The following is a 22615-nucleotide window of genomic DNA, read 5'->3' as shown; positions in this document are numbered from 1 at the left end:
TTTTCATTTGAAAGTCAATCATGACCAACATCCAAGCACTGCGCGAGAAGATTGCCAACCTCGCAACTCAAGCCAAAAACCTGCTCGCCAACAAAGGCGATCAGACCTGGACGCCTGAAGAGCAGGCCCAGTTCGACGGCTTCACCAACGAAATCGAAGCTGCGAAGCGTCAGATCGCCAACATCGAGAAGATGCGCGAGATCGACGCCGACAAGTTCTTCGAGAACGCCGGCAAGGAAGGCAAAGGCGGGAAGCAAGGCGACGACCTGAGCCTGAACGCCCTGGAAGCTGTCGCGCTGTTCATGCGCTTCGGCAACAACGTCACCGCGGAACAGGCAATCCAGATCCGCAATGCCATGTCGACCACGACCACGACCGAAGGCGGTTACACCGTCCCGGCAGAAATCGCCGCGATGGTCATTGATGCCATGAAGGCGACCGGCGGCATGCGTGAAATCGCCCAGGTGATCTCGACTGCTGGCGGCAATTCACTCAACTACCCGACCAGCGACGGCACGGCCGAAGTCGGCGAGATCGTTGCGGAAAACGCCGCTGCCTCCGCGGGCGAAATCACTTTCGGCACCGCCGCGGTCAACCCCTACAAGTACAGCTCGAAGAAAATCGCGCTGCCGTGGGAACTGATCAGCGACAGCGCCATTGACGTTGTGCAGTTCGTGACCGCACGCCTGGCCATGCGCCTGGCGCGCATCACCAACGCGCACTACACGACCGGCACTGGCACTGGCCAGCCGTTCGGCGTGATGGCACGCACCAGTGCAGGTAAAACCGGCACCACCGGCCAGACTCTGACGGTGATTTACGACGACCTGTTCGACCTGAAGCACTCGGTGAACCGCGCTTACCGCCGCAACGCCAAGTGGATGATGAACGACCTGTCCGTCGCCATCGTGTCCAAGCTGAAGGAAACCACTGGCCGTCCAATCTGGGAGCCGTCGTTGACTGCCGGCGCCCCAGACATGCTGCTGGGTTATCCAGTCCAGACCAACGACGACGTGGCTGTGATGGCCGCCAACGCGAAATCCATCGCGTTCGGCGACTTCTCGCAGTACATCGTGCGCGACGTGGCGGACAGCGTGATCATGCGTCGTTTTGACGACTCGGCCTTCGCGCTGAACGGCCAGGTCGGCTTCTGCGGTTGGATGCGTACCGGTGGCAACCTGGTTGACACGGCAGCGGTCAAGCACTACGCCAACTCCGCAACCTGATCGCAAGGCCCGGCTTCGGTCGGGCCTTGCGTTCCAACAAGGAACCATCATGGCAAAAAAACAAGCCGCAGAGGGCATCAAGGCCCGCGTTCTGGTCGATTGCGAATTCGGAAAGGTGAACGACATCGCTATTTTCGAGACTGCCGAAGCAGCCGCAGCCGCGGCCAGCCAAGTTGACGCGCACCCTGACGCCGTCGCCTACGCCGAAAGCCTGGCCGAGCCAGCCGCCGACCCCGAGGCCTGACCCCAGGCCACTACGTGAAAAGCCCTCCCTGCGAGGGCTTTTTTCATAGGACACACCATGCAATTTAAAGTCGTCACCACTGTTGCTGCCGAGCCCGTCACTCTGGCCGAGGCTCGCCTGCAGTGCAAGATTGACGCAGACGATACGACGCACGACGCTCTGATCACCAGTCTGATCACCGCCGCGCGCGAGTTCGCCGAACATTACACAGGCCGCGCGCTGGCCGGGCAGACGCTGGAGGGCGCGCTGGACAGCTTCCCGGATTGCGATTACATCGACCTGCCCATGCCGCCAGTGGTCAGCGTGACCAGCATCAAGTACACCGACACGGCCGGCGCCGAGCAGACGCTTTCGACCGGCGCCTATGCGCTGAGCGCCTACGGGCTGGGCAATCGGGTGAACCTGGCCGCAAATGGCGAATGGCCCAGCACCCAGGAGGTCGCCGACGCCGTGCGTGTGCGCTTTGTGGCGGGTTACACCACGGCGCCGAAAGCTGTCAAGGCCGCGATCCTGCTGCACATTGAAATCGAGTGCCCGCTGAATCCGCACACGCCGGCCGAGCGCGACATGCTGGAAAAGGCCCGCGACTCGCTGCTGAACACCGTCAAAGTCTGGGGCATGTGATGGACGCGCGCCGCCGCAATCGCCTGGTGCAGTTCAAGCGCCTGACCGCCGGCCAGGACGCCATCGGCCAGCCGACGCAGGTCTGGGCCGATCTGGTGCAGGTCCGCGCCAATGTGCGCTACCTGAACGGGGTGGAGACAATCAAGGCCGATGCTGAAACGGCGACGGCCAAGGCGTCGATCCGCATCGCTTACCGCACGAACCTGACGACAGCAGATCGGGTGTATCTCGGGGCCACTGAATTCAGGATCACCGCCGTCCTTCCTGATGAGGCTGGCAAGAAGCATACAGACGTGACTTGTGAGGTAGTGTCGTGATCAGCGTGGACTTCGACTTCAACAAGATCCTGCTGAAACTGGACAAGATCACCGGAGCCACCGCGGCGGCAGTCCGGCCGGCAGCCCAGGCTGGCGCGCAGGTTTTTTACGACGAGGCGCGCGTGCGTTGCCCGGTTTCGGATTCGGCGCATTTTTTCTACGGCAAAAACTCGAAAAAGACCGGCGTCCGGTACTTCTTCCAGCCAGGCAATCTGCGCGACTCGATTTATCAGTTTTACAACACGCGCGATCAGCGGCCAGGCACAGCGAGTTACTCGATTTCCTGGAACCACCAGAAGGCCCCTTACGGCTACATGGTCGAGTACGGCACCAGCCGGGCGCCTGCAAATCCATTTCTGCGCCCTGCCTATGACGCGGCGCGTGGCCTTGCCGTGCAGCGAGTGAATGAGGTTCTTCAGGCCAGCCTCAAAAGGAAAGACGCATGAGCGCCGAGGCCGTAATTTTCTCGACGCTGACGGGCTTCGTAGCTGGCCGCGTTTATCCGGATGTTGCGCCTGCTGGTGCCGCGCTGCCGCGGATTGTTTATCAGCAAGTCGGCGGTGTTGCGGATGTGTTCCTGGATGGCACGTTGCCCGACAAAGAGAACGGGCGATTTCAGATCACATGCTGGGCGACAACCAGGCTTGCATCAAGGACGCTTGCCAAACAGGTTGAAGTGGCGCTCACTGGGTCGGCCTCAATCATCTGCAGACCAGTCGGCGCACGAATTTCAGGCTATGAGCCAGACACAGCGCTTTTTTCCAGCCGTCAAGATTTTTCCATCTGGTCCACCAGATAACCGAATAGGCCGCAAGCCTACCAAGCAAGAGCCGCATCGAATTGCTTCGGGGCGGCTCTTTCATGCCCGCGAGGGCGTTAACCACCGCCGCCAACAGGCGGTTTTTTTTCGTCCGAATTGAAAGGTAAATCATCATGGGCTACTACTTCCCCGAAGGGTCGAGCCAGCAGTTTTCGCAAACTTTCGCGTCTGCAAAAACCATCACGGCTCTCACCAATGCAAACCCCGCAGTCGCTACCAGTGTTGCCCACGGCTACACGACCGGCGATGAAATCCTGCTCACTTCCGGCTGGGAAGATGCAACGGATACCGTCTGGAAAATCACCGTTCTGACGGCAGACACGTTCAGCATCTCCGGGCTCGATGCCAGCAACACCAGCTTTTACCCTGCCGGCACCGGCACCGGAACGGCGCAGAAAATCAGCGGCTGGACATCCATTCCACAGGTGCTGACCATCAGCACTTCAGGCGGCGATGCGCGTTTCACCGATGTCAACCCGTTGGCCAAGCGCAATGGCGTGAAAATCCCGACCGGTTTCAATGCCACTGCTGTCACCCTGACGCTGGCTCACGATGCCTCCCAGGCTGCGTACATCACCATGCAGGGCATCAGCCGCAACCTGTCGAAAGTTGCATTCAAGCAAGTGATCAGCGGTGGCTCTGTGACTTACGGTTTCGGCTACATGAGCGTGTCGGAAATGCCAAAACTGAACGTGAATCAGGTCAACACCGTTGACGCTGCAATCACGGTGCTTGGCCGCTCCATCAGCTACTGATTCACGGGCATAGGCCCGTCCTGAGCACCGATCCCGGCTCGTTTCACTTCTTCGCGGGAGTGGGCGGGCTGGGGCACGGGCGATTTTTAACACACCCGCGAAGGTTTTATCATGCCCAAACTCGTGATCGGCAAAGCGCCGGCATCATTCCCCCTCAACGTCAAAATCAAGACCCCTCAAGGCGAGGACGAAATCTGCTTTGAGGCCAAGCACCACCCGGCGACCGAGTGGGCGAAGCTGCGCGAGGCGCACGTCGATGCTGTGAACAAGCAAGTTAGCGCCCTGTTCGATGCTGCCCGCAAGGAAGCCGAAAACGCATTCGAGAAAAAGGCCGACACCAAGGCGCTTGAAGGCGACGCGAAAGAGGCGGCAATCGAGGCCCTGCGCAAACCGGTGAAGGACAGCGAAATCAGCGTATTGCGCGCAAAGTTCGCCGCCGCGCTGATCCTCAAAATTGCCAACAAGTGGGATCTTGAGGATGAATTTACAGAGCCGTCGCTGGTGCAGATGTGTGACCTGTACGCCAACGCGCCGGAGGCTATTTTCAAGGCGTACAGCGAAGCCTTGAGTGGTGCGCGCCTGGGAAACTGAGGGCGATAGCTGCGGCCCTTTACAAGACAGGGGGGCAACAGCCGGAAGGTAACGCATTCGCTGCGGCTCTCGCCCAATATGAAAAAAATGCGGTAATCGAGATTTGGCCGGAAAACCTGCAAGCCTTTAACCTTTTCAGCCGCATCGGTACTCGCTGGGTTGTTGGTATGAATGGCGTCACCGGCATTCGGTGGGAGGCCGTCTACCCTCTGATGGACCGGCTGGGGCTGGAATCTGAGGCTTGGGATGACCTGTTGTTAGACCTTGAAGTGATGGAGTCCGCCGCACTTGCCGTTATCAACAGGAAAGACTAGCATTTGGCCTTCAAACACGGGGGCTACATGCGAATTATGGTGATGTTGGGTGCGGTGCTTGGGGTGCTGTGCCTTGTGGCTTCGTTTTTTATGGCCGGTGCGCCGCAACAGGCCGCGCTGGCTGGAATGGCTTGCGCTGTTGCAATCATTCCTTACGTGGGGTGGCGAGCCGGCCAGATTGATGACGAAGCACGTGAAAGCCGGAAATTCCGAGCTGATGTGTTGGCGCTTTTAAAAGATAGACCGCCTACCCAGTAGGCAAACCAGACAGACCCGCTCCGGCGGGTTTTTTATTTCTAGGGCTCGCTTCGGCGGGCCTTTTTTTGTTCAAGGCTCTATGTCCAACGACCTCAACACAGAAATCAGGATCGGCGCCGACGCCTCCGGTGTTGAGGCGGGCGTCAACAAGGCCAAAAAGTCGCTGGCGAGCCTGGGCGCGGCCGCGCGGCAGGCTGGCACTGAGGCTGGTGCGGGCGTCGGCAGCATTGGGGACGGCAGCGACAAGGCCGCCAAGAAGGTCGAGGCCGCTACCCGGAATATGGTCAGCAGTCTGCAGCGCCAGATCGCAGCTCTTGAGGCTGGCGGCAAGAGTACGCGCCAGTATCAGGAATCGCTCGCCAGCCTGCGCGGCATTGACGGGAACGTCCTCAAGCCGCTGCTGGACCGGCTGGACGAAGCCAAGGCCAAGGCACAGGGCGCAACTCAAGCCAACGCGCAGCTCACGTCGAGCTTTTCCGGCTTGGGCGGGGCTGCCGCTGTTGCTGCCAGGGCTGTCGCCGCAATCGGCATAGGCGTTTCCATCCGTGAGTTCGTTTCGCTGGCAGATGCCAGCACAAACGTGGCTTCGCGCCTATCCCTGGTTACATCGTCGGCGGCAGAGCTTGCATCGGTACAGCGGCAACTGTTTCTCACGGCGCAGTCGTCCCGCGTCAGTTTCGTGGACCTGGCGGGCACCTACTCACAGGTTGCACGCTCGACCAAAGACCTCGGAGTTTCCCAGACCGATCTGCTTGGCGTCATCAAGACGATCAGCCAAGCCGTGACGATCAGCGGCGGGTCTGCTGCGTCGGCTCAAGCGGCCTTGGTGCAGCTTTCTCAAGGTTTCGCCGCTGGTGCGCTCCGTGGCGAGGAGTTGAATTCGATCATGGAGCAGACCCCAAGGCTGGCACAGGCCATCGCAAACGGGTTGGGTGTCGGCATCGGCAAGCTGCGCGAAATGGGTAAGGCCGGCGAGTTGACGGCCGATGCCGTGCTTGGCGCGCTGCAAAAGTCTGCCGCCGGTATCGAGGCTGAGTTTGCCCGCATGACGCCGACCGTCGAGCAGTCCATCACCAAAATCACCAACAGCATGATCAAACTGGTTGGTGCGATGGATTCCGTGCTCAAGGTCACGGCTGCGGTTTCTGGCGCTTTCGGGGCCGTCTCCAAGGCTCTGGATTTCATCAGCGGCGACCTGGAAAAAATCAACTCGCAGGGGGCGTTGCGTGAGGCCGCCACTCAGGTGCGGCGGCTCGATCAGCAGGCGACTCAGCTCCGCAACGGCATGGCGAACGGGTTTTACAGCAAAAACACCATCGCCGACCTGGACAGGGTCAACCAGCAGCTCGCCATCGCAAAGCAGCGATTCCGCGAACTGGATGAACAAACCAACGGCGGCGGGAGTAGCCGCGATCAGTCCGCATTTACCTCGCGAAGCCAGTCCTACGATGCCGAGGCCGCACGCCAGTCCAAACTCGCCACCGACCTGAACAACGTCCGGCTGAAGTTGTCCGGCGTGCCCGAGTCCTACGTCAAGGACATGCAGGAAATCATTCGGCTCAACCAAGCCGGACTGCTGGTCGGCAAAGAATACACCGACGCCCTGAAAAAACAGCAAGAATCACTGGACAAAAAGGGCACTTCGTCTGCCGCTGCGGCGCTCACAGCAGAACAGAACGCCTACGAGTCCCTTATTTCCTCGATCCGCACGAAGATCGAGTCTGAAAGCCTGGAGCTGGCAGGCGGCAATGCGCTGACGGAAAGCCAGAAAATCCGCGTCAAGCTGGATCAGGAAATGGCGAGCGGCAAACTCAAGTTGTCAGCCGCACACAAAGCCGTTGCAACTGCTGCGCTGGAAGAACTGGCTGTACTGGAGCGCCAGAAACGTGTAGCCGAGGCCGTCAAGGCTAATGACGCCGAGCGGGCCAAGATCGCCGAGGAAATCAGCGCCGCCTTTGTGACGGAAAGCAAGGCCCGCGAGCAGGGCCGGCAGTCCGTCAGCGACTACGTACAGGCCATTGAAGAACAGAACGCTCAAACCCAATTTGAAATCGGCCTGTCCGGTAAGACCGCATCGGCGCGGGAAGTCGCAATCCGTCAGTACCGGATCGAGCTCGACCTGAAAAAGCAGATCGAGGCGATTGACCGGAACCCCGGCTTTGACGAAGGCCAGCGCGAGGAAGAGCGCATCCGCGCACGCGCCGCCGCGGCCAAGGCCGCAGCAAGTGCTGAATCCGGCGTGTATCTGGAGGAATGGAAAAAAACCTCTGAAGCCATTGAGAGCAGCATCACCGATGCCCTACTGCGCGGCTTCGAGTCTGGCAAAGGATTTGCCGCGAACCTGCGCGACACCGTTGTCAACATGTTCAAGACGCTGGTGTTGCGGCCGATTGTCAGCGCGGTGGTCAACACCGGTACGCAGGCCGTTTCGGGTGCTCTCGGTCTGGGCGGGCAAGGGCAGGGTGGCGGCATCGGCGGCCTGTTCAGCAATGCGAGCAGCTTAAACAGCTTGAGCGGCCTCACTGGCAACATCTCGGCGGGTTTTGCTGGTGGCGCGGGAGTCCTTGGCGGTGCCGTCGGCACTGGCGCCAGCGCTGCGCAACTAGGCGCTGGGCTTGAGGGCTATTTGGCCGCTCAAGGGACATTTGCGGCCAGCGGGGCCACGGCGGCTGGCGCTGCTGGTGTGGCGGGCGGCGCGGTTGGGTCTGGTGCTGCGGGTGCCGCCGCAGGCTTCGCATCGGCAGTCCCCTATGTGGCCGCAGCTATCGCAGTTTACTCGCTATTGAGCAAAGACGGAGGTGGCCCAAAATCTGAAAGCGGCGGCGGCTTTGGTATTGGAAACAGAGGCGGTGGACCCGCTCTAGGTTTTGCTCAAAGCCTTGAAAAGAGCTTTGAAGGACTTGCCAAGCAGCTAGGATTAAGCAGCAGGTTGAACGTCGGCGCGTTTTTATCCACAGACCCAGCCGGTGATAGTTTGACACAGCTACAAGTTCTGGCAGGCATCAATGGGCAATCTGTCTATGACCGTGGCGCGCGCTTCAATGAGCAAGTTGAAAATGTTGGCCGCAGTGATGCGGAGCTGCAGGCGGCTTTGGCAGAAGAGGCGATCCGCGTCACTTTTTCCGCCCTGCGCGGCTCCGACTTGGAGTCAAGGTACAAGAACTTCCTAAACAGTATTTTTGAGGGTGGTGATGCGTCGTTTTTAGAGAGCGCGATCAGTCGCACGGTGGCTGTAAAGCAGTTTGACGACGCAATCAAAGCCTTGCCGTTTGAAAATCTAAAGAGCTTGAGCTTTGAGGCGGCAGAGGGCCTGCTGGCTGCCGCTGGTGGACTGGAGTCTCTGACAAATAACCTCGCCACCTACTATCAGAACTTCTACACAGCCGAAGAGCAGCGCGCACAAGTCATTAAAAATCTGTTCTCGACATTGGGCGCTTCTGGGCTTGATGCGAGCAGCTTATATGACCCGACAATTGCCGGGTTCCGCGCCTTGGTTGATGCTCAAGATGTGAGCACTGAGTCAGGGCAAAAGGCCTATCTGGCGCTTCTCGGCGTGTCCGGCGCGTTCGCACAGCTAGCTACGTCCAGCACGGCAGCGAAAGAGGGCCTGAAGACGGCGCTAGGTGCATCTATCAGTGGTTTGACTGAGTTGTCGAATGCCGTCAAGTCAACGCTCGGCAGTATTGGCTTTGGCCCATCGCGCGCGACTGCACAGCAGCAAATTCGAGGGGCCGTGGAAGCCGCTCAGGCCGGTGGAGGACTGCCGAAAGCTGCCGATTTGGCGTCGGCGCTAAAAGTGCTGTCGCAGCCGAGCGAGGCCCTTTTTGGCACGTTCGTTGACTTTCAGCGCGACCAATTGCGGACCTCCTTTGATCTTGAAACTCTTGCCGGTCTGGCTGATACACAAATCAGCATCGAGCAAAAAATGCTTAATGCGCTTTTGGGCATCGATAGAAATATCCTGTCTGTTGCCGAAGCGCTGGGTGCTGTGAATGCCGAAAAATCGACGACCGCCGCCCAGGCCGCTCAGGCTGCCGCAGCGGGGCTTGCTGATAAGCAGGCGAAGGCTGCTATCGCCGCCGCACAAGCATCTGCTGCGGCAGAGGCTGCGGCCCGAGCTGCTGCGGAGGCTGCTGCCAGGGCGGTGCCGACAACATCGCCGTTGTACGAAACACGTAGCGACGGTCAGCGATATTACTTTTTACCCGATACGTCTTTCGCTGTCGGCACAAATTACGTGCCGCGTGATATGGCTGCCAACATTCACCAGGGCGAGCGCATTATCCCAGCAGCCGACAACCGCGAACTGATTGCCAGGTTGAACACGCCAGCGGCTGGAAACGCGGAGCTTGTCGCAGAAATTCGCGCCCTGCATTCAGAAGTCGCCGCCCTGCGATCTTCTAGCGAAGCGACCGCCAGGTCAACCCGAACAACCGCCGACACCCTGCAAAACGTAACGCGCGGCGGCAGCGCAATGGTCACGGAGCCCGCATGAACGTCATCCCACCGCTTGAGATAACCGCTGGCAGGTTGACCAGTAGCACCATCGCAGAGCCTGACACCGGAGAAACCGCATGGAGCGGGGCGACTGTTGCATATGTCGTCGGCGACCGGCGCATCCGTGCAACCACTCATCGGATTTATGAGTGTGTTGTGGCGCACACCAGTGCAGCTTCCCCATTGCCCGAAAATGACCCAGCCCGCTGGCTGGAAATCGGCCCGACCAACAAGTGGGCGATGTTCGACACCCTGCGTAACACGGCGACGATCAAGGCCAATACGATCACCGTCGTTTTGACTCCGAGTGTGCGCGTTGATTCGATTGCGCTTCTTGCACTCTCTGCGGACAGCGTTACCGTCTCGGCCACCACCAATGCCGTTGAAGTGTATTCGCGCTCAGAAACTCTTACCTATCGCGATATTAACGATTGGTACGAGTATTTCTTTCGTCCATTTCTCACCAAGAAAAGTGTCGCGCTGTTTGATCTTCCGCCATACGGAGACATCGTTATCACGGTTACCTTGACGGCGAATGGCCGTGATGTTGAGTGCGGAGCTTGCGTCATTGGGACCGTCGATTTTATTGGTGATGTGCAGTACGAGGCTGAATCTGACGTATTGAATTTCTCGACCGTAAATCGCGACTCATTTGGTGGCATCAGCTCCATAGTTCAGCGCCGCAACGTACCGAAAACCATTCAAAGCATCATTGTAGAAAAAGCGCGAGTAAACCGGGTTAGAGCCTTGCGCGATGACTTGGCCGCGACCCCCGCCGTCTGGGCGGGTCTAAGCAATAGCTCTGACGGTTACTTTGAAGCAATGTTGATTCTCGGTTTCTACAAGCGTTTTTCAATAAATCTAAGACATCCCGATCACGCCGCTATTTCTCTAGAACTTGAAGAAATATAGAGCGTGTACGAAACCACCATCCGCCAAGCCGCCATGAGAAATCAAGGCGGCTTTTTCTTTGCCGAAAAGGAAAAAAATGTCCATCACCGCACTTCCAGCTGCTCCGTCTACAAGCGATCCAACTAATTTCGCTGTTAAAGCTGACGCGTTGCTCGCCGCGCTTCCTGCCTTTGTGAATGAAACAAACGCCACGGCTGTAGCGATGAACTTGAACGCTACAACTGATACCAGCGCTTCAAGCGTTGCTATCGGCACCGGGGTCAAGTCGTTCACGGTTTCCACTGGTAAGAGCTACCAGCCCGGCATGTGGCTTGTAATTGCTGACACTGCCGCGCCAAGTACGAACCAGATGTACGGGACTGTGACCAGTTACGACACGGCCACTGGCGCGCTTGTCATGAATATCGTGTCAGTGCGCGGGAGTGGAACCAAAACTGCATGGGTGCTTTCCCAATCGGCTCCTGGTGGCGCAGCTGTTGGTGTGAACGCTGACGTGGTTCAGCTTGACGCCCTTACGGGCGGCGTTGGCGGAGGCTCTCTCAGTAGCCGAAACAAAATCATCGGACACTTTGACGAAAACCAACGCGGTTCGACCTCGGCTGCTGATGATGTCTATGACGCAGACCGCTGGTACGTGCTGACGGAATCGGGAAGCGTGACGACGGCCAAGATCACCGATCCAGAGTCAGGGGCGCCGTGGGCACGTCGGCTGACACAACCCGACGCTGCGCCCAAGCCCTTCGGCTACGCGCAAATCATTGAGTCAAAGAATATCCGCGCCTACCGCAGCGTGGCGATGAACTTCTTCATGCGGGTCAAGCCGTCGTTTGCAGGAAATGTGCGCTATGCGATTCTTGAGTGGACGGGCACGGCAGATGCCGTCACCTCTGACGTTGTGTTGAACTGGGCGTCCGCATCCTTCACTCCAGGCGGCTTTTTCATCGCCACGGTGAACGTCATTAAGACCGGGACGGTCGCCCCTGGCGCCGCGACGTATGGCGAGTTCAGCGACTTCGGTGTGATGGGGTCTGCTCTCAACAACGCGATTTTGGTTGTGTGGACTGAAAGCGCTCAGGCGCAAAACGCTACGCTTGAACTAAACCGGCCACAGTTTGAGCCGGGGGTTGTGCATACACCGCATGAGTGGCGACCCAATGAGATGGAGCTGTGCCAGCGGTATCTGCCATTTTGGTCCGCTCTTGGCGGGCAATCCTTCGGCGGTGCGGGCCTGAGCTACGCCTCAACTGCCGCCGAATTTACTTTGCCATATCAAGTCCAGCCGCGAGTAATACCAACCAGCATTCAAGCTACCCCTAACCGCTTTGCAGCGTTGACCGGAATCGGTGGTTTGTCGGTAGCTTCGACGGTAACGCTCAATGGTTCCGCCTCAACACTGCAAGGTCTTTCTTTGATTCTTGGCGGTACAAGTGGTTTGACTGCCGGTGACGGCTCTTTGCTGTACGCCACAGGCGGAGCCGCAACAATTCAAGGATTGGGATGTGAACTATGACTTACAAATTCACAGATGCATCGCAATTGGTCGTTACTGACGGCAAAGGCTGGAGCGGTCTGGTTACTGTTCCTGAGGTGGCGGCATGGATCTCCGCTGGTAATACGCCAGCGCCTGCCACCCCGGTTGCGACTCCGAAGCCGTTGGCTGTCACCATGCGGCAGGCGCGGCTGGCTCTGCTTCGAGCTGGACTCTTGACCAAAGTGAACGACGCTGTTACCGCGATGCCCGGCGTCGAAGGTGCTGCCGCCCGGATCGAGTGGGAATACAGCCAGGAGGTGCAGCGAGACAAAGCCCTGGTCAAGGCGCTGGTGCCCGTACTTGGGCTGACCGACGCGCAGCTTGACGCGCTGTTTCTGGACGCCTCGCAGCTCTGACCATGAAAGTCGCCCTCTACATCGGCGACCACGCGGGCGACAGCCTGGCCGCGCGTGCCGGGTGGTGGGTGACACGCAACACGCAAAAGGGCGAGTTCGGCAACGTCACGCACGTTGAGGCCATCCATGCTGAGCACACCGACGGCAGTGTGACCATCGCCAGCGCCAGCCTGCGTGACGGTGGCGTGCGCGACAAGGTGGTGCTGCTGCAGCCTGACAACTGGCGCATCGTCAACGTGGGCTTCTGGGACATGGCCCGCTCGGTGGACTTGCTGGCAAAGACGAAAGGCCGCCCATACGACTGGCGCGGCGCGCTGGCCACCCGGTTGCCGGGCCGGCACGACGACGCTGCGTTTTTTTGCAACGAGTGGGTGGGCTCCCCCTTTCTGCGCGAAGCCTGGACGTTTGGCCCGCACCAGTTTGCCGCCGTCTGCCTGTCCATCGGGCGCGACATCACACAAGATTTTTTCAAAGAACGAAAAGGAGCTCGACATGGTTGACACCATGCAGCCGCGCTGCCAGCCAGCGCGCTACTGGATGACGCGCCTCTATCTGGCCACCAACGTACTGGCCCTGGCCCTGGCGGCCGTTTTTGACAGCAGCACGCTGGCCCACCGGGTGTTAATCGAGTCTGGCGCTGCCGGCATGTGGGCTATGCAGGCGCTGGCAGTGGTGGCGGTGGTTGGCCTGGCTGACTGTCTGGTCAACGACCTGCTGCCAGACCGGTTTATCTTGCGCTGGTCTTTCAGGCACCGGCACCTGGTGTACATGGCGCTGGCACTCGGTCTGGTCAGCATCAGCTATATCACCGCCAAAAACTACGGCCCCAGCACCGTGCATGTGTTTTACATGCTGCACGCCGCTTTTGCCACCTTTGTGGCGTTCTTTGACCTGTTTGCAAGGCACGGAAAACAATGAACCCGCTCTACCTCCGAATCGTTCTGCGCGTCATGCTGTTGGCTCTGTGGGCACCCAGTCTGGCGATTGCTGCCAGCGTTATCACGCTTAACCAGACGCTGGGAGAGGTCACCTTTCTGGTGGTGGGCGTGGTGGGTGTGCTGTCCACCCTGGCCGGCGCCACGGCGCTGATCCTGCGCATTGACAAAGAGCTGCGCGACCAGCCAGCCGCTGCGTTGCCACGGCCCTACCTTTTTGCCAGCGCACACATGCTCGGCTCCTGGCTGGCCGGTGCGCTGGCTTTCATCACCGCCGAAGCGCAAGACATGAACGACTGGAGCGAGCTGGGCCTGATCGTGGTGGCCAGCTTTTCAGGCGCCCGGTTCATCGAAGTTCTGGCTGAAAAGTACCTTATCAAAACGAGGAATGCTTCATGAAACTCAACATTCAACGCCAGCCCAGCGAGGGCGGCGCCACCATCGGCAAGCTGGCCATCGACGGCCAGTTCTGCTGCTACACGCTGGAAGACCAGATCCGTGAGATCGAGGGCCAGCCAGTCAGCGAATGGAAAATCAAGGGCGCCACGGCCATCCCGGCCGGCGAATACCGCGTCACGCTGGAAAACTCCCCAAGGTTCGGCGTGGACACGCTGACGATCCACGACGTACCTGGCTTTGTGGCCATACGCATGCACGGTGGCAACACAGCAGCCGACACCGAAGGCTGCCCGCTGCTGGGCATGGCTGCCACCAGCCACAGCCTGGTCGGCGGTACATCACAGCCAGCCGTGAAGTTGGTCAAGGGTCAAGTCAAAGCTGCCATCGACCGTGGCGAGCTGGTGACCATCGAGATCAACAACCCGACGGCGGTGGCATGAGGCTGGTCGACCTCGAACCGCAGTGGATGGAGCACGACGGCCGGCGCATCGGCTTCGTTTTCCTGTCGCCCGTGCAGCCAAAGCGTCACGACGGCAGCCCACGGTCCCAACCGTATCGTCTGACTTCCATGGTTTCGCCGACACCGATGAACTTGCAGCGCGAGGTGGCCGAGCGGATGTTCGGTGACAACGACTTCACCGTGGTGCCCTGCAATCAGACTCAAGGCTGGACCATCGCCGGTGGGATTGATGCAGCGGCCTTTGACACCCTGAGCGCTTCACCCTCGATTGATGGCAGCGCCAGTGGCAACTGGCACGGCTACATCACAAACGGCCAAATCACAGGAGGTATTTGAAATGAATTTCCTTGCATGGCTCAGCCCTGGCCGGTGGCTGCTGATCGGCGCGCTGCTGGCGGCGCTGGTGCTAGGTTACTTCGCCTGGGCCGACCACATTGGCGACGTGCGCGAGGGTCAGGTGCGCGCGCAGTACGCCAAACAAGCCAAAGCTGTTGACGACGCACGCGCCGCCATCGCGCCGCCCATTGCAGCCCGGCAAGAGGCAAGGCAGGAAAAAATCCGCACAGTGTTCAAGACCATCATCAAAGAGGTGCCCACCTATGTTTCGATCAATGATTGCGCTATGTCTCCTGGCTTCAGGGTGTTCCACGACGCCGCTGCCAATGGCGAAGTTCCCGACGCCGCCCGCATCGCTGATGCAGCCGCCGTCGCCGCTCCAGACGTTGCCAACACCGTCGCAGCCAACTACCAAGCCTGCCACACGAATTCCGCCCGTTTGACGGGCTTGCAGGAGTGGGTGCGGGCGCAGCAGGTGCTCAAGGCGCCGCCGTAAGAACATCGCAGTTGTCTCCCATCCGGCTTTGAGCGCCGTGATGTTCACACCCCGTCGGCTCACGCTGGCGGGGTTTTTTTCATTGGATTTGCGATTTGGTGCAATTTGGCAAGTTGGCTATGGCTGGCCGGCCCACAGCACGGAGGAAGGTCGAAGCGTGGTTTTTGGCGTAAGTTTCACGTGGAACTGACGAGTCTCCCTGCAGAAGACCGCCATCAAGGATCACAATATTCATGCCGATATTGTGCCTGCAAGTTCTGCCACCTCAAGGCGGCGGCGGGGCAAGATGTAGCAGAACGCAATCGATTGATGGGACGCGGCCGCGCTGGCGTCTGCATCGCCTCATGTGCCTTTCAAGCGCGCTTCGCCGTGAACATGCGAGACGCATCTTCAACGCCAAACCCGGCGTCAAGGACACGCTGTCAGGGACACGCTGTGCGCTCAGGCAGCCTGTGCCAGGGCGGCTTCCCGTTGGGCCATACGGTCGAGTTCGGCGCACACATCGGCCATGCGGCCTGAAATCACCATGCGGCCGGCGCACGAGGGGCTGATACCGGCTTCAAACTCGCGCACCACCTTCAGGCGTCGCGGGGCGGTTGATCTGGCCGCAGTTTGGCAAGGTTTTGAGCCTGAAGCCCATGAATGGCGGGCGCCACCAGCTATGCTTTTGGTAGCAGATGAGTCATTGGCAGCACAACGCTTGAAGACCGGGGCCGGGCTGCGGGACGGTTCGGCAGCCGCGGGCTGCGCCGGAACCCACAAGGTGGCCAGCGCCTGCAGTGGAGCGAGCAGCACAGACAACAGTGGTGAACGTGAAAAACTGGCGATTCCCATGAAAACTCCTGAGGTAGAGGTAAACACAGGCAGGATTCAAAAAACATATCCGTTGCACCAGGGTGTTGGCCAAACCCCTGGCCAAACGCCCGCCACCTGCTGCGCGGAAAGAAACTGCGGACGACCGCGAGGGCCGGTCCGCCGCATGCGGATGCTTCTACATCAGCATGGTGTTGCGAATCAGGCCGACCGCCAGGCCCTCCAGCTCGAAAGGTTCGCCGGGCTCGACCACAATGGTCTTGAAGTCGGGGTTCTCGGGCAGCAGCTCGATCAGGTGTTTGTTGCGGCGAAAGCGTTTGACCGTGACTTCGTCGCCCAGCCGGGCCACGATGATCTGGCCATTTTTGGCTTCTTTGGTTTGCTGCACGGCCAGCAGGTCGCCGTCCATGATGCCGGCATCACGCATGCTCATGCCGCGCACCTTGAGCAGGTAATCGGGCTTGCGCTGGAACAGACTGCTTTCGAAATAGTAGGTGTGGTCCACATGCTCCTGCGCGAGAATGGGGCTGCCAGCAGCAACCCGCCCCACCAGAGGCAGGGCGAGTTGGGCCAGGCTTTGCAAGGGCAGGGAAAACTGTTTGATGCGGGATTCGTTGATGGAACGCAAGGCGTCGCTGCGCAGGCGGATACCACGTGAGGTGCCGCTGACCAGTTCAATCACGCCTTTGCGGGCCAGTGCCTGCAGATGTTCCTCGGCGGCATTGGCGGACTTGAAACCGAGTTCATTGGCGATCTCGGCGCGTGTCGGCGGCGCGCCGGTGCGCGCAATGGCGCTCTGGATCAACTCCAGAATCTGTTGCTGCCGCGCAGTGAGTTTGGGCATTTCCGAAAAGTCAGTGAGGCTCATGACGTAGGCTCCTTGGGAACAGCGACCGACATTGAAGTCGGCTAAAGCTGTTTTAATATCCAGTAGCTGTATTTTCATCCAGTTTTTTAAGGAATGCAAGTGTCTGGCGAGATGAAAAACAAAAAAATTGTGATTCTGGGCACCGGCGGCACGATTGCCGGAACATCCGCCCAGGTCGGCGACAACCTCGGCTACACCGCAGCGCAGATCCGTATCTGCGAGTTGGTGAGCGCCTTGCCTGCGCTGGCGAACAGCCGTTTTGAACTGTTCAGCGAGCAGGTGGCCCAGGTCGACAGCAAGGACATGGACTTTGGCATCTGGCGCGCGCTGGCGCAGCGGGTGGCGCACTGGGTGGCGCAGCCCGACGTGCAGGGCATGGTCATCACGCATGGCACCGACACGCTGGAAGAAAGCGCGTTTTTCCTGCAAGCGGTGCTGGACCCCGCCAAACCGGTGGTGCTGACCTGTGCGATGCGGCCGGCGACAGCCCTGGCGCCCGACGGGCCGCAGAACATGCTGGATGCGGTGGCGGTCGCGTCGCATACCGGCGCGCGCGGTGTGGTGGCGGTCTGCGCCGGTGTGGTGCACTCTGCTTTTGACGTTCAGAAAGTCCATACCTACCGCCTCGACGCCTTCAGCTCCGGTGATGCCGGCCCGCTGGGTCACGTCGAGGAGGGGCGCTTGCGTCTGTTGAGAAATTGGCCCTCAGCCCCTGTCGGACAAGCGCAAGAAGCTATTAAAAAGATAGCGTTTGGCGCGGACGCGCGGCCCTGGCCGCGGGTGGACATCGTCATGAATTATGTCGGCGCCGACGGCCGCGCCGTCCGCGCGCTGGTGGCCGACGGTGTGCAGGGCCTGGTGGTGGCAGGCACCGGCAACGGCTCTTTGCACCATGCGCTGGAGGCGGCCTTGCTGGAGGCGCAGGCCGCTGGGGTGCGGGTGGTCCGGGCCACGCGCTGCCTGAATGGCCGCGTGTTGCCAAAACCGGGGGATGTGCTGGCCGATTCGCAGGGCCTGAGCCCGGTCAAGGCGCGGGTGGCCTTGATGCTGGCGCTGATGGCCAATGATGATTAAGGCCTGAGATGTTCGAGTCGCTGCGATCCCATGTCTGGGCCTACCCGGCGCTGGAGGTGGTGCACATCTTCGGCATCGCCTTGCTGCTGGGCAACCTGGTGCTGCTGGAGGTGCGCGTCTTTGGCCTGGGCGCGACACTGCCGGTCAAAGCCTTGTCGCGGCTGAGCCTGGGCATCGCGCTGGCCGGCTTCTCGGTGGTGGCCGCCTCCGGACTGCTGATGTTTGCCTCGCAGCCGGCCGAGCTGCTGGCCAATCGGGCTTTCACCCTGAAGATGCTGCTGTTATTGGCCGCAGGTTGTAATGCAGCCTGGTTTCATGGTCGTGGTTCGCTGGACAAACTCGACCGCCTGGCCAAGTCTCAGATGGCGGTGTCCACGCTGATCTGGCTGGCCGTCGTGGCTTGTGGCCGATGGATTGCCTATGTGTAAATTGAAGCGACAAAGGAGATAAAGATGAAGCGACGTGATCTGCTGAAAGTCTCGCTGGCCCTTCCCGCGGCAGGTGCTGCCTCCTGGGCCCAGGCCCACCATGGCTGGAGCAGTTTTGACCAGGACCGGCCGATTTATCTGGAGGGCAGGGTGGTCAAGTCGATGTGGCGCAACCCGCATGCCGAGCTTGAACTCGAAGTTTCTCCCACCCTGAAGTTGCCTGCCGATCTGGCGCAGCGGGCCCTGCCCGCGCAGAGCGCGCCAGTCGATGGCAAGGCGCTGCTGGCCAAGGCTGTGGTGCCCACACGCAAGGACAAACGCTGGGAGATCGAACTGGCGCCTCTGACCCGCATGCAGGCCTGGAACGTGGCCGAGATCAAGGCCGGCGCGCAAGTCGCGCTGCTCGGTTTTACCTTCACCGGCGAGAAGGGTGAGGCGATTTTGCGTGTCGAGTACCTGTTTGCCGACGGCAAGGTCTACGGCCTGCGCTCCAGCCCGGCCTGAAGGCGCGGCAGCAACACGCATAAAAAATGCCGTCAGCTGACGGCATTTTTCTGTATCAGTGACAACTCAGTCGGCCAGCGCCTTGAAGGCGCGGGCGGTGATTTCGTCCACGCCGCCCATGCCGCTGATGGCCCGGTACTGCGGCGCCGCCGCGGGCTCGGTCCTGGCCCAGTTCGAGTAATAGTCGACCAGTGGTCGCGTTTGCGCGCTGTAGACCTCCAGGCGCTTGCGCACGGTGTCTTCCTTGTCGTCCTCGCGCTGGATCAGCGCTTCGCCGGTCACGTCGTCCTTGCCTTCGACCTTGGGCGGATTGAACTTGACATGGTAGGTACGGCCGGATGCCGGGTGCGAACGGCGTCCGCTCATGCGCTCGATGATGGCCTCGAAAGGCACATCAATTTCGAGCACGTAATCGAGCTTGACGCCGGCGGCTTTCATCGCATCGGCCTGCGGCAGCGTGCGCGGAAACCCGTCGAATAAAAACCCCTTGGCACAATCGGGCTGGGCGATGCGGTCTTTGACCAGGTTGATGATCAGGTCGTCGCTGACCAGGCCGCCAGCGTCCATCACTTTTTTGGCTTCGATGCCCAGGGGGCTACCGGCCTTGACGGCAGCACGCAACATGTCGCCGGTGGAAATCTGGGGAATGCCGTATTTCTGGCAGATGAAGGTCGCTTGCGTCCCTTTGCCTGCGCCCGGCGCGCCCAACAAAATCAGTCTCATGGATGTCCTCGGATTTTTATGAATCTGCGGGTGAACGCGGGCCTTGTGCGAGCGCCGGTGTCACTTTTTTCTTGATCTCAAGGATAGCATGCGTACCCTGCCGCAGCCTTACACAAACAGCCGGCGTACCCGCTCCAGGTCCTCGGGCGTGTCCACGCCCGGTCCCGGCGCTTCGGCGCTGATGTGCACGGCAATACGGTGGCCATGCCAAAGGGCGCGCAACTGTTCCAGGGCTTCCAGTTGCTCCAGTGGCGCCTGTGGCATCCTGGGGAACTCACGCAAAAAACCCACGCGGTAGCCGTAAATGCCGACATGGCGCAGCGGTGGCGGCTGCGTGCTGCCGGCGCCCCACCAGGCTTGGCCGCCAGCATCGCGCGCGGCAGGTATGGGCGCACGGCTGAAGTAGAGCGCGGTATTGCGTGCGTCGAGCACCACCTTGACCAGGTTGGGGTTGTGCAGGTCCGCCAGCGTGTGGATCGCGTGTGCGGCGGTACTCATCACACAGTCGGGCCTGTCGTCGAGCAAGCCCGCCACCGCGTCAATCAGTCCGGGATCAATCAGCGGCTCGTCACCCTGCACATTGACCACCACCTCGTCATCACCAAGCTGCAGCAGATTGCAGGCTTCGGCGAGTCTGTCGCTGCCGCTGGGATGATCGGCGTGGGTCATGACCGAGGCGATCTGGAAGGCCGCGCAGGTTTCGGCAATACGAGGGCTGTCGGTGGCCACCACGACACGCCCGGCACCGCTGAGCAAGGCGCGTTGCGCCACACGCACAATCATCGGGATGCCGGCAATGTCGGCCAGCGGCTTGTCGGGCAGTCGGGTGGACGCGAGGCGGGCAGGGATGAGGACGGTGAAACGCATGCCGCAGAAATCAGAGGCCGAGTTCTTCGTCAGTCAGAACGCGCGCCTCGTTCTCCAGCATCACCGGCAGGCCGTCGCGTATCGGGTAGGCCAGCCGCGCACTGCGCGACACCAGCTCCTGTTTTTCACGGTCGTAATCGAGCGGGCCTTTGGTCACGGGGCAGACCAGCAGTTCAAGCAGTTTGGTGTCCATGGGGCGATGGTAATGGAGAAAGCCGGCGCGCCAGCAAGGCGTCGAAGGCTGCAAAAAACGCCGGCTCGGGTTCAAACAGCAGCGGCACGGCGAGGGCGTGCTTTTGCCTGGGAAACAGCTTGACGGCGTCTTTTTCGGTGCAAATCAGGGTGTAGCCCATGTCGGATGGGCGTGGATAGCTATCAAAATCATAGTGATCGGGGAGTGCCCGTGACTCTGCCAGTGGCAGGCCGCTGGCTTTGAGCATGTCGAAGAAGGCCTGCGGTTTGGCAATACCGGCCAGCGCGATCAATGCCGTGCCGGCCAGGCTGCTCAAGTCCACGCGGCTGCCGTCAGCGCGCAAGGCGTGGTCGGCCAGCCGGCGAGTGGAGCTGAAGCCGCCGAACGCGGGCACGGCGCCGGTGTGCAGCACCAGGTCAATACTCGCGCCGCGCTGCGGCCAGGGCTCGCGCAGCGGTCCGGCCGGCAGCAGCCAGCCGTTGCAAGCACCGCGTTCGTCGAAGACAGCAATCTCGATGTCGCGCTGCAGGGCGTAGTGCTGCAGCCCGTCATCGCAAATGATGAGCTGCGTGGACGGATGCGCGGCCAGCAAGGCCCGCGCGGCATCGACACGCCGTGCCGCCACAAACACCGGGGCCTGCGTCGCGCGTTGAATCAGCGCCGGTTCATCGCCTGATTGTTCGGGCGGGGTGCTGGGTAACACCTCAACGCAGCCTTCGCCGCTGCGCCCGTAGCCGCGCGAAACCACGCCGGCCTGGATGCCGACGGCCTGCAAATGCCGCACCAGCGCAATCACCGTGGGCGTCTTGCCGGCGCCGCCGGCCACCACATTGCCGACCACCACCACCGGCACTCGCATTTTTTCGGATCGAAGAAGGTTTGCCCGGTACAGGGCTCGGCGCAGCCGCACCAGCACGCCGAACAACAGCGCCACAGGCCAAAGCAGGCACGCCAGCGGGCCGCGCCGCAGCCAGGCCCGCTGCAGCCGCTTTTTCACGCTTATTTGGCGCCGGCCTGGGCCGCGCTCTGGGTGGCAAAGGTGATTTGGGTCAGGCCACTGCGCCGGGCCGCTTCCATCACCGTGATCACCGACTGGTGGCTGGCACTGGCATCGGCGCTGATGATGATCACGCTGTCCTTGCCGGCCGTGGCCGCCGCTGTCAGGGCGGCGCTAAGCGCCTCGATGCTGCGGCCGTCCACTGGCTGCTTGCTGACCATGTAGCGGCCGTCGCTGCTGACGGCGACGATCACTTCCTTGGGGTAGTCGCGTTGCTGATCGGCGTCGGCCACCGGCAGCTTGATCTGCAGTTCGGTGAACTTGCTGTAGGTGGTCGACAGCATCAGGAAGATCAGCACCACCAGCAGCACGTCGATGAAAGGGATCAGGTTGATCTCAGGCTCATCGCGGGAGCTTGTGCGGAAGTTCATGATTTGCGGAGAGTGTTCAGGTGCCGCACAAAACGCTCGGAGGCAATTTCCATGGTCAGCAGGTAGCCATCAACCCTGGCCCGGAAATAGCGCCAGAAGATCAGTGCCGGAATCGCCACGATCAGTCCAAAGGCGGTGTTGTACAGCGCGATGGAGATGCCCTGCGCGAGTTGCGCCGGGTTGCCGCCGCTGGCGCTGGCCACGCCACCGCTGCCAGCCTGCGAGCCGAAAATTTCGATCATGCCGATCACCGTGCCCAACAGGCCCAGCAGCGGCGCCGCCGAGGCAATGGTGGCCAGCGCCGCCAGATAACGCTCCAGCGTGTGGGCGGCGCGCCGTCCCGCACCTTCGAGTGTCGAGCGCAAGTCGTCCTCGCTGATACGCGGATTGATGTTCAGCGCCCGAAATCCGCTCGCGAGTACCTCGCCAAGCAGGGAGTTTTGTTCCAGGTGCGCCACCACGTCGGTGGCGGGCACGCCGCTGCGGGACACGGTGATCGCTTCATCGAGCAATCTGGGCGGAGCGATTCGCGCGGTTTTCAGGCTGGCGAACCGCTCGATAACCAGGGCCAGGGCCAAAATCGAACACGCGATCAGGGGCCAAATTGGCCAGCCCGCGGCTTGTATGATCGAAAACAAGGGCAAAT

At 60.7% G+C, this 22615-nt stretch carries 31 protein-coding genes; 23 read left to right on the top strand and 8 right to left on the bottom strand.

Annotated elements, in window-relative coordinates; all coding sequences use genetic code 11:
- The first annotated feature begins 20 nt into the window (after positions 1-20).
- The 20 genes from ACH2CW_RS02090 (at position 21) to ACH2CW_RS01995 (ending at position 15071) form a co-directional block, all read left to right on the top strand.
- On the top strand, positions 21-1226 hold the full coding sequence (locus ACH2CW_RS02090; protein ID WP_395055193.1) for a phage major capsid protein: 1206 nt from the start codon (positions 21-23) through the stop codon (positions 1224-1226).
- Between the two features lie 49 nt (positions 1227-1275).
- Entirely contained in the window at positions 1276-1470 is a 195-nt protein-coding gene (locus ACH2CW_RS02085; protein ID WP_395055192.1) for a hypothetical protein, read from the top strand.
- Between the two features lie 57 nt (positions 1471-1527).
- Positions 1528-2094, top strand: a complete 567-nt coding sequence (locus tag ACH2CW_RS02080) for a head-tail connector protein (RefSeq protein ID WP_395055191.1) — start codon at positions 1528-1530, stop codon at positions 2092-2094.
- Complete coding sequence (locus tag ACH2CW_RS02075) at positions 2094-2411, top strand: phage head closure protein (protein WP_395055190.1); 318 nt, start codon at positions 2094-2096, stop codon at positions 2409-2411. Before ACH2CW_RS02080 ends, ACH2CW_RS02075 begins: the two co-directional genes overlap by 1 nt.
- Positions 2408-2857: an HK97-gp10 family putative phage morphogenesis protein gene (locus ACH2CW_RS02070; protein ID WP_395055189.1), complete on the top strand. Its 450-nt coding sequence runs from the start codon at positions 2408-2410 to the stop codon at positions 2855-2857. The genes ACH2CW_RS02075 and ACH2CW_RS02070 overlap by 4 nt, the downstream gene beginning before the upstream one ends.
- A complete protein-coding gene (locus tag ACH2CW_RS02065; RefSeq protein WP_395055188.1) occupies positions 2854-3210 on the top strand; it encodes a DUF3168 domain-containing protein in 357 nt (118 codons plus the stop codon). Before ACH2CW_RS02070 ends, ACH2CW_RS02065 begins: the two co-directional genes overlap by 4 nt.
- Before the next feature lie 134 nt (positions 3211-3344).
- Entirely contained in the window at positions 3345-3986 is a 642-nt protein-coding gene (locus tag ACH2CW_RS02060) for a phage tail tube protein (RefSeq protein WP_395055187.1), read from the top strand.
- A 111-nt stretch (positions 3987-4097) separates the two neighbouring features.
- Positions 4098-4577 carry a phage tail assembly chaperone gene (locus ACH2CW_RS02055; protein WP_395055186.1) on the top strand — a complete coding sequence of 160 codons (480 nt, stop codon included), beginning with the start codon at positions 4098-4100 and terminating at the stop codon, positions 4575-4577.
- On the top strand, positions 4574-4891 hold the full coding sequence (locus ACH2CW_RS02050) for a DUF1799 domain-containing protein (RefSeq protein ID WP_395055248.1): 318 nt from the start codon (positions 4574-4576) through the stop codon (positions 4889-4891). The genes ACH2CW_RS02055 and ACH2CW_RS02050 overlap by 4 nt, the downstream gene beginning before the upstream one ends.
- 3 nt (positions 4892-4894) lie before the next feature.
- Positions 4895-5149 carry a hypothetical protein gene (locus ACH2CW_RS02045; protein ID WP_395055185.1) on the top strand — a complete coding sequence of 85 codons (255 nt, stop codon included), beginning with the start codon at positions 4895-4897 and terminating at the stop codon, positions 5147-5149.
- Between the two features lie 79 nt (positions 5150-5228).
- Complete coding sequence (locus ACH2CW_RS02040) at positions 5229-9644, top strand: tape measure protein (RefSeq protein ID WP_395055184.1); 4416 nt, start codon at positions 5229-5231, stop codon at positions 9642-9644.
- A complete protein-coding gene (locus ACH2CW_RS02035) occupies positions 9641-10558 on the top strand; it encodes a hypothetical protein (RefSeq protein ID WP_395055183.1) in 918 nt (305 codons plus the stop codon). Before ACH2CW_RS02040 ends, ACH2CW_RS02035 begins: the two co-directional genes overlap by 4 nt.
- Before the next feature lie 76 nt (positions 10559-10634).
- Complete coding sequence (locus tag ACH2CW_RS02030; protein WP_395055182.1) at positions 10635-12068, top strand: hypothetical protein; 1434 nt, start codon at positions 10635-10637, stop codon at positions 12066-12068.
- Positions 12065-12445, top strand: coding sequence for a hypothetical protein (locus ACH2CW_RS02025; protein ID WP_395055181.1), 381 nt, complete (start codon positions 12065-12067; stop codon positions 12443-12445). The genes ACH2CW_RS02030 and ACH2CW_RS02025 overlap by 4 nt, the downstream gene beginning before the upstream one ends.
- A 2-nt stretch (positions 12446-12447) precedes the next feature.
- Positions 12448-12945 carry a hypothetical protein gene (locus ACH2CW_RS02020; protein ID WP_395055180.1) on the top strand — a complete coding sequence of 166 codons (498 nt, stop codon included), beginning with the start codon at positions 12448-12450 and terminating at the stop codon, positions 12943-12945.
- Positions 12938-13363: a hypothetical protein gene (locus ACH2CW_RS02015; RefSeq protein WP_395055179.1), complete on the top strand. Its 426-nt coding sequence runs from the start codon at positions 12938-12940 to the stop codon at positions 13361-13363. The genes ACH2CW_RS02020 and ACH2CW_RS02015 overlap by 8 nt, the downstream gene beginning before the upstream one ends.
- A complete protein-coding gene (locus tag ACH2CW_RS02010; RefSeq protein WP_395055178.1) occupies positions 13360-13779 on the top strand; it encodes a hypothetical protein in 420 nt (139 codons plus the stop codon). Before ACH2CW_RS02015 ends, ACH2CW_RS02010 begins: the two co-directional genes overlap by 4 nt.
- Positions 13776-14219, top strand: coding sequence for a DUF5675 family protein (locus ACH2CW_RS02005; protein ID WP_395055177.1), 444 nt, complete (start codon positions 13776-13778; stop codon positions 14217-14219). Before ACH2CW_RS02010 ends, ACH2CW_RS02005 begins: the two co-directional genes overlap by 4 nt.
- Complete coding sequence (locus tag ACH2CW_RS02000) at positions 14216-14575, top strand: hypothetical protein (RefSeq protein WP_395055176.1); 360 nt, start codon at positions 14216-14218, stop codon at positions 14573-14575. Before ACH2CW_RS02005 ends, ACH2CW_RS02000 begins: the two co-directional genes overlap by 4 nt.
- A 1-nt stretch (position 14576) precedes the next feature.
- Positions 14577-15071: a hypothetical protein gene (locus ACH2CW_RS01995; RefSeq protein ID WP_395055175.1), complete on the top strand. Its 495-nt coding sequence runs from the start codon at positions 14577-14579 to the stop codon at positions 15069-15071.
- 441 nt (positions 15072-15512) lie between these two features.
- Here ACH2CW_RS01995 and ACH2CW_RS01990 read toward each other — a convergent pair whose 3' ends face one another.
- The gene (locus tag ACH2CW_RS01990) at positions 15513-15905 is read right to left on the bottom strand and encodes a hypothetical protein (RefSeq protein ID WP_395055174.1); all 393 of its coding nucleotides are present in this window, start codon (positions 15903-15905) and stop codon (positions 15513-15515) included.
- 157 nt (positions 15906-16062) lie between these two features.
- Positions 16063-16752 (bottom strand): transcriptional repressor LexA, encoded by a 690-nt coding sequence (gene lexA / locus ACH2CW_RS01985; RefSeq protein WP_395055173.1) that lies wholly within the window; start codon positions 16750-16752, stop codon positions 16063-16065.
- A 111-nt stretch (positions 16753-16863) separates the two neighbouring features.
- On the opposite strand from lexA, the gene ACH2CW_RS01980 reads away from it, so the two are divergent.
- Genes ACH2CW_RS01980 through ACH2CW_RS01970 form a run of 3 tightly spaced genes read left to right on the top strand, consistent with a single transcriptional unit; the run spans position 16864 to position 18758 of the window.
- Complete coding sequence (locus ACH2CW_RS01980) at positions 16864-17826, top strand: asparaginase (protein WP_395055172.1); 963 nt, start codon at positions 16864-16866, stop codon at positions 17824-17826.
- Between the two features lie 8 nt (positions 17827-17834).
- Positions 17835-18254, top strand: coding sequence for a hypothetical protein (locus ACH2CW_RS01975; protein ID WP_395055171.1), 420 nt, complete (start codon positions 17835-17837; stop codon positions 18252-18254).
- 24 nt (positions 18255-18278) lie between these two features.
- Positions 18279-18758 (top strand): DUF6152 family protein, encoded by a 480-nt coding sequence (locus ACH2CW_RS01970; RefSeq protein ID WP_395055170.1) that lies wholly within the window; start codon positions 18279-18281, stop codon positions 18756-18758.
- Positions 18759-18824: 66 nt separating this feature from the next.
- Here ACH2CW_RS01970 and adk read toward each other — a convergent pair whose 3' ends face one another.
- From adk to ACH2CW_RS01940, 6 genes are all read right to left on the bottom strand, one after another.
- Positions 18825-19481, bottom strand: coding sequence for an adenylate kinase (gene adk, locus ACH2CW_RS01965; RefSeq protein ID WP_395055169.1), 657 nt, complete (start codon positions 19479-19481; stop codon positions 18825-18827).
- Positions 19482-19589: 108 nt separating this feature from the next.
- Positions 19590-20348, bottom strand: a complete 759-nt coding sequence (gene kdsB, locus ACH2CW_RS01960; RefSeq protein WP_395055168.1) for a 3-deoxy-manno-octulosonate cytidylyltransferase — start codon at positions 20346-20348, stop codon at positions 19590-19592.
- A 10-nt stretch (positions 20349-20358) separates the two neighbouring features.
- Positions 20359-20541, bottom strand: coding sequence for a Trm112 family protein (locus tag ACH2CW_RS01955; RefSeq protein ID WP_395055167.1), 183 nt, complete (start codon positions 20539-20541; stop codon positions 20359-20361).
- Positions 20522-21538, bottom strand: a complete 1017-nt coding sequence (gene lpxK / locus ACH2CW_RS01950) for a tetraacyldisaccharide 4'-kinase (RefSeq protein ID WP_395055166.1) — start codon at positions 21536-21538, stop codon at positions 20522-20524. The genes ACH2CW_RS01955 and lpxK overlap by 20 nt, the downstream gene beginning before the upstream one ends.
- 2 nt (positions 21539-21540) lie before the next feature.
- On the bottom strand, positions 21541-21969 hold the full coding sequence (locus tag ACH2CW_RS01945; protein ID WP_395055165.1) for an ExbD/TolR family protein: 429 nt from the start codon (positions 21967-21969) through the stop codon (positions 21541-21543).
- Positions 21966-22607: a MotA/TolQ/ExbB proton channel family protein gene (locus tag ACH2CW_RS01940; RefSeq protein ID WP_395055164.1), complete on the bottom strand. Its 642-nt coding sequence runs from the start codon at positions 22605-22607 to the stop codon at positions 21966-21968. The genes ACH2CW_RS01945 and ACH2CW_RS01940 overlap by 4 nt, the downstream gene beginning before the upstream one ends.
- Between the last annotated feature and the right edge of the window lie 8 nt (positions 22608-22615).

Origin of the sequence: Polaromonas sp. (genome assembly GCF_043778355.1) — a bacterium.
GTDB lineage: Bacteria > Pseudomonadota > Gammaproteobacteria > Burkholderiales > Burkholderiaceae_C > Polaromonas.
Note: the sequence above shows the minus strand (reverse complement) of the source record. Positions and strands in the feature narration are given on the sequence as shown.

Excerpts from the sequence above, each read along its gene's own strand:
- ACH2CW_RS01990 (WP_395055174.1), bottom strand. The coding sequence starts at position 15,905 with ATGGGAATCGCCAGTTTTTCACGTTCACCACTGTTGTCTGTGCTGCTC.
- ACH2CW_RS02085 (WP_395055192.1), top strand. The coding sequence starts at position 1,276 with ATGGCAAAAAAACAAGCCGCAGAGGGCATCAAGGCCCGCGTTCTGGTC.
- ACH2CW_RS01980 (WP_395055172.1), top strand. The coding sequence starts at position 16,864 with ATGAAAAACAAAAAAATTGTGATTCTGGGCACCGGCGGCACGATTGCC.
- ACH2CW_RS02075 (WP_395055190.1), top strand. The coding sequence starts at position 2,094 with ATGGACGCGCGCCGCCGCAATCGCCTGGTGCAGTTCAAGCGCCTGACC.
- ACH2CW_RS02090 (WP_395055193.1), top strand. The coding sequence starts at position 21 with ATGACCAACATCCAAGCACTGCGCGAGAAGATTGCCAACCTCGCAACT.
- ACH2CW_RS01955 (WP_395055167.1), bottom strand. The coding sequence starts at position 20,541 with ATGGACACCAAACTGCTTGAACTGCTGGTCTGCCCCGTGACCAAAGGC.
- ACH2CW_RS02065 (WP_395055188.1), top strand. The coding sequence starts at position 2,854 with ATGAGCGCCGAGGCCGTAATTTTCTCGACGCTGACGGGCTTCGTAGCT.
- ACH2CW_RS02005 (WP_395055177.1), top strand. The coding sequence starts at position 13,776 with ATGAAACTCAACATTCAACGCCAGCCCAGCGAGGGCGGCGCCACCATC.
- ACH2CW_RS02060 (WP_395055187.1), top strand. The coding sequence starts at position 3,345 with ATGGGCTACTACTTCCCCGAAGGGTCGAGCCAGCAGTTTTCGCAAACT.
- ACH2CW_RS01975 (WP_395055171.1), top strand. The coding sequence starts at position 17,835 with ATGTTCGAGTCGCTGCGATCCCATGTCTGGGCCTACCCGGCGCTGGAG.
- ACH2CW_RS01945 (WP_395055165.1), bottom strand. The coding sequence starts at position 21,969 with ATGAACTTCCGCACAAGCTCCCGCGATGAGCCTGAGATCAACCTGATC.
- lexA (WP_395055173.1), bottom strand. The coding sequence starts at position 16,752 with ATGAGCCTCACTGACTTTTCGGAAATGCCCAAACTCACTGCGCGGCAG.
- ACH2CW_RS02080 (WP_395055191.1), top strand. The coding sequence starts at position 1,528 with ATGCAATTTAAAGTCGTCACCACTGTTGCTGCCGAGCCCGTCACTCTG.
- ACH2CW_RS02055 (WP_395055186.1), top strand. The coding sequence starts at position 4,098 with ATGCCCAAACTCGTGATCGGCAAAGCGCCGGCATCATTCCCCCTCAAC.
- ACH2CW_RS02000 (WP_395055176.1), top strand. The coding sequence starts at position 14,216 with ATGAGGCTGGTCGACCTCGAACCGCAGTGGATGGAGCACGACGGCCGG.
- ACH2CW_RS02040 (WP_395055184.1), top strand. The coding sequence starts at position 5,229 with ATGTCCAACGACCTCAACACAGAAATCAGGATCGGCGCCGACGCCTCC.
- ACH2CW_RS02010 (WP_395055178.1), top strand. The coding sequence starts at position 13,360 with ATGAACCCGCTCTACCTCCGAATCGTTCTGCGCGTCATGCTGTTGGCT.
- ACH2CW_RS01970 (WP_395055170.1), top strand. The coding sequence starts at position 18,279 with ATGAAGCGACGTGATCTGCTGAAAGTCTCGCTGGCCCTTCCCGCGGCA.
- adk (WP_395055169.1), bottom strand. The coding sequence starts at position 19,481 with ATGAGACTGATTTTGTTGGGCGCGCCGGGCGCAGGCAAAGGGACGCAA.
- kdsB (WP_395055168.1), bottom strand. The coding sequence starts at position 20,348 with ATGCGTTTCACCGTCCTCATCCCTGCCCGCCTCGCGTCCACCCGACTG.
- ACH2CW_RS02025 (WP_395055181.1), top strand. The coding sequence starts at position 12,065 with ATGACTTACAAATTCACAGATGCATCGCAATTGGTCGTTACTGACGGC.
- ACH2CW_RS02015 (WP_395055179.1), top strand. The coding sequence starts at position 12,938 with ATGGTTGACACCATGCAGCCGCGCTGCCAGCCAGCGCGCTACTGGATG.
- ACH2CW_RS01995 (WP_395055175.1), top strand. The coding sequence starts at position 14,577 with ATGAATTTCCTTGCATGGCTCAGCCCTGGCCGGTGGCTGCTGATCGGC.
- ACH2CW_RS02030 (WP_395055182.1), top strand. The coding sequence starts at position 10,635 with ATGTCCATCACCGCACTTCCAGCTGCTCCGTCTACAAGCGATCCAACT.
- ACH2CW_RS02020 (WP_395055180.1), top strand. The coding sequence starts at position 12,448 with ATGAAAGTCGCCCTCTACATCGGCGACCACGCGGGCGACAGCCTGGCC.
- ACH2CW_RS02035 (WP_395055183.1), top strand. The coding sequence starts at position 9,641 with ATGAACGTCATCCCACCGCTTGAGATAACCGCTGGCAGGTTGACCAGT.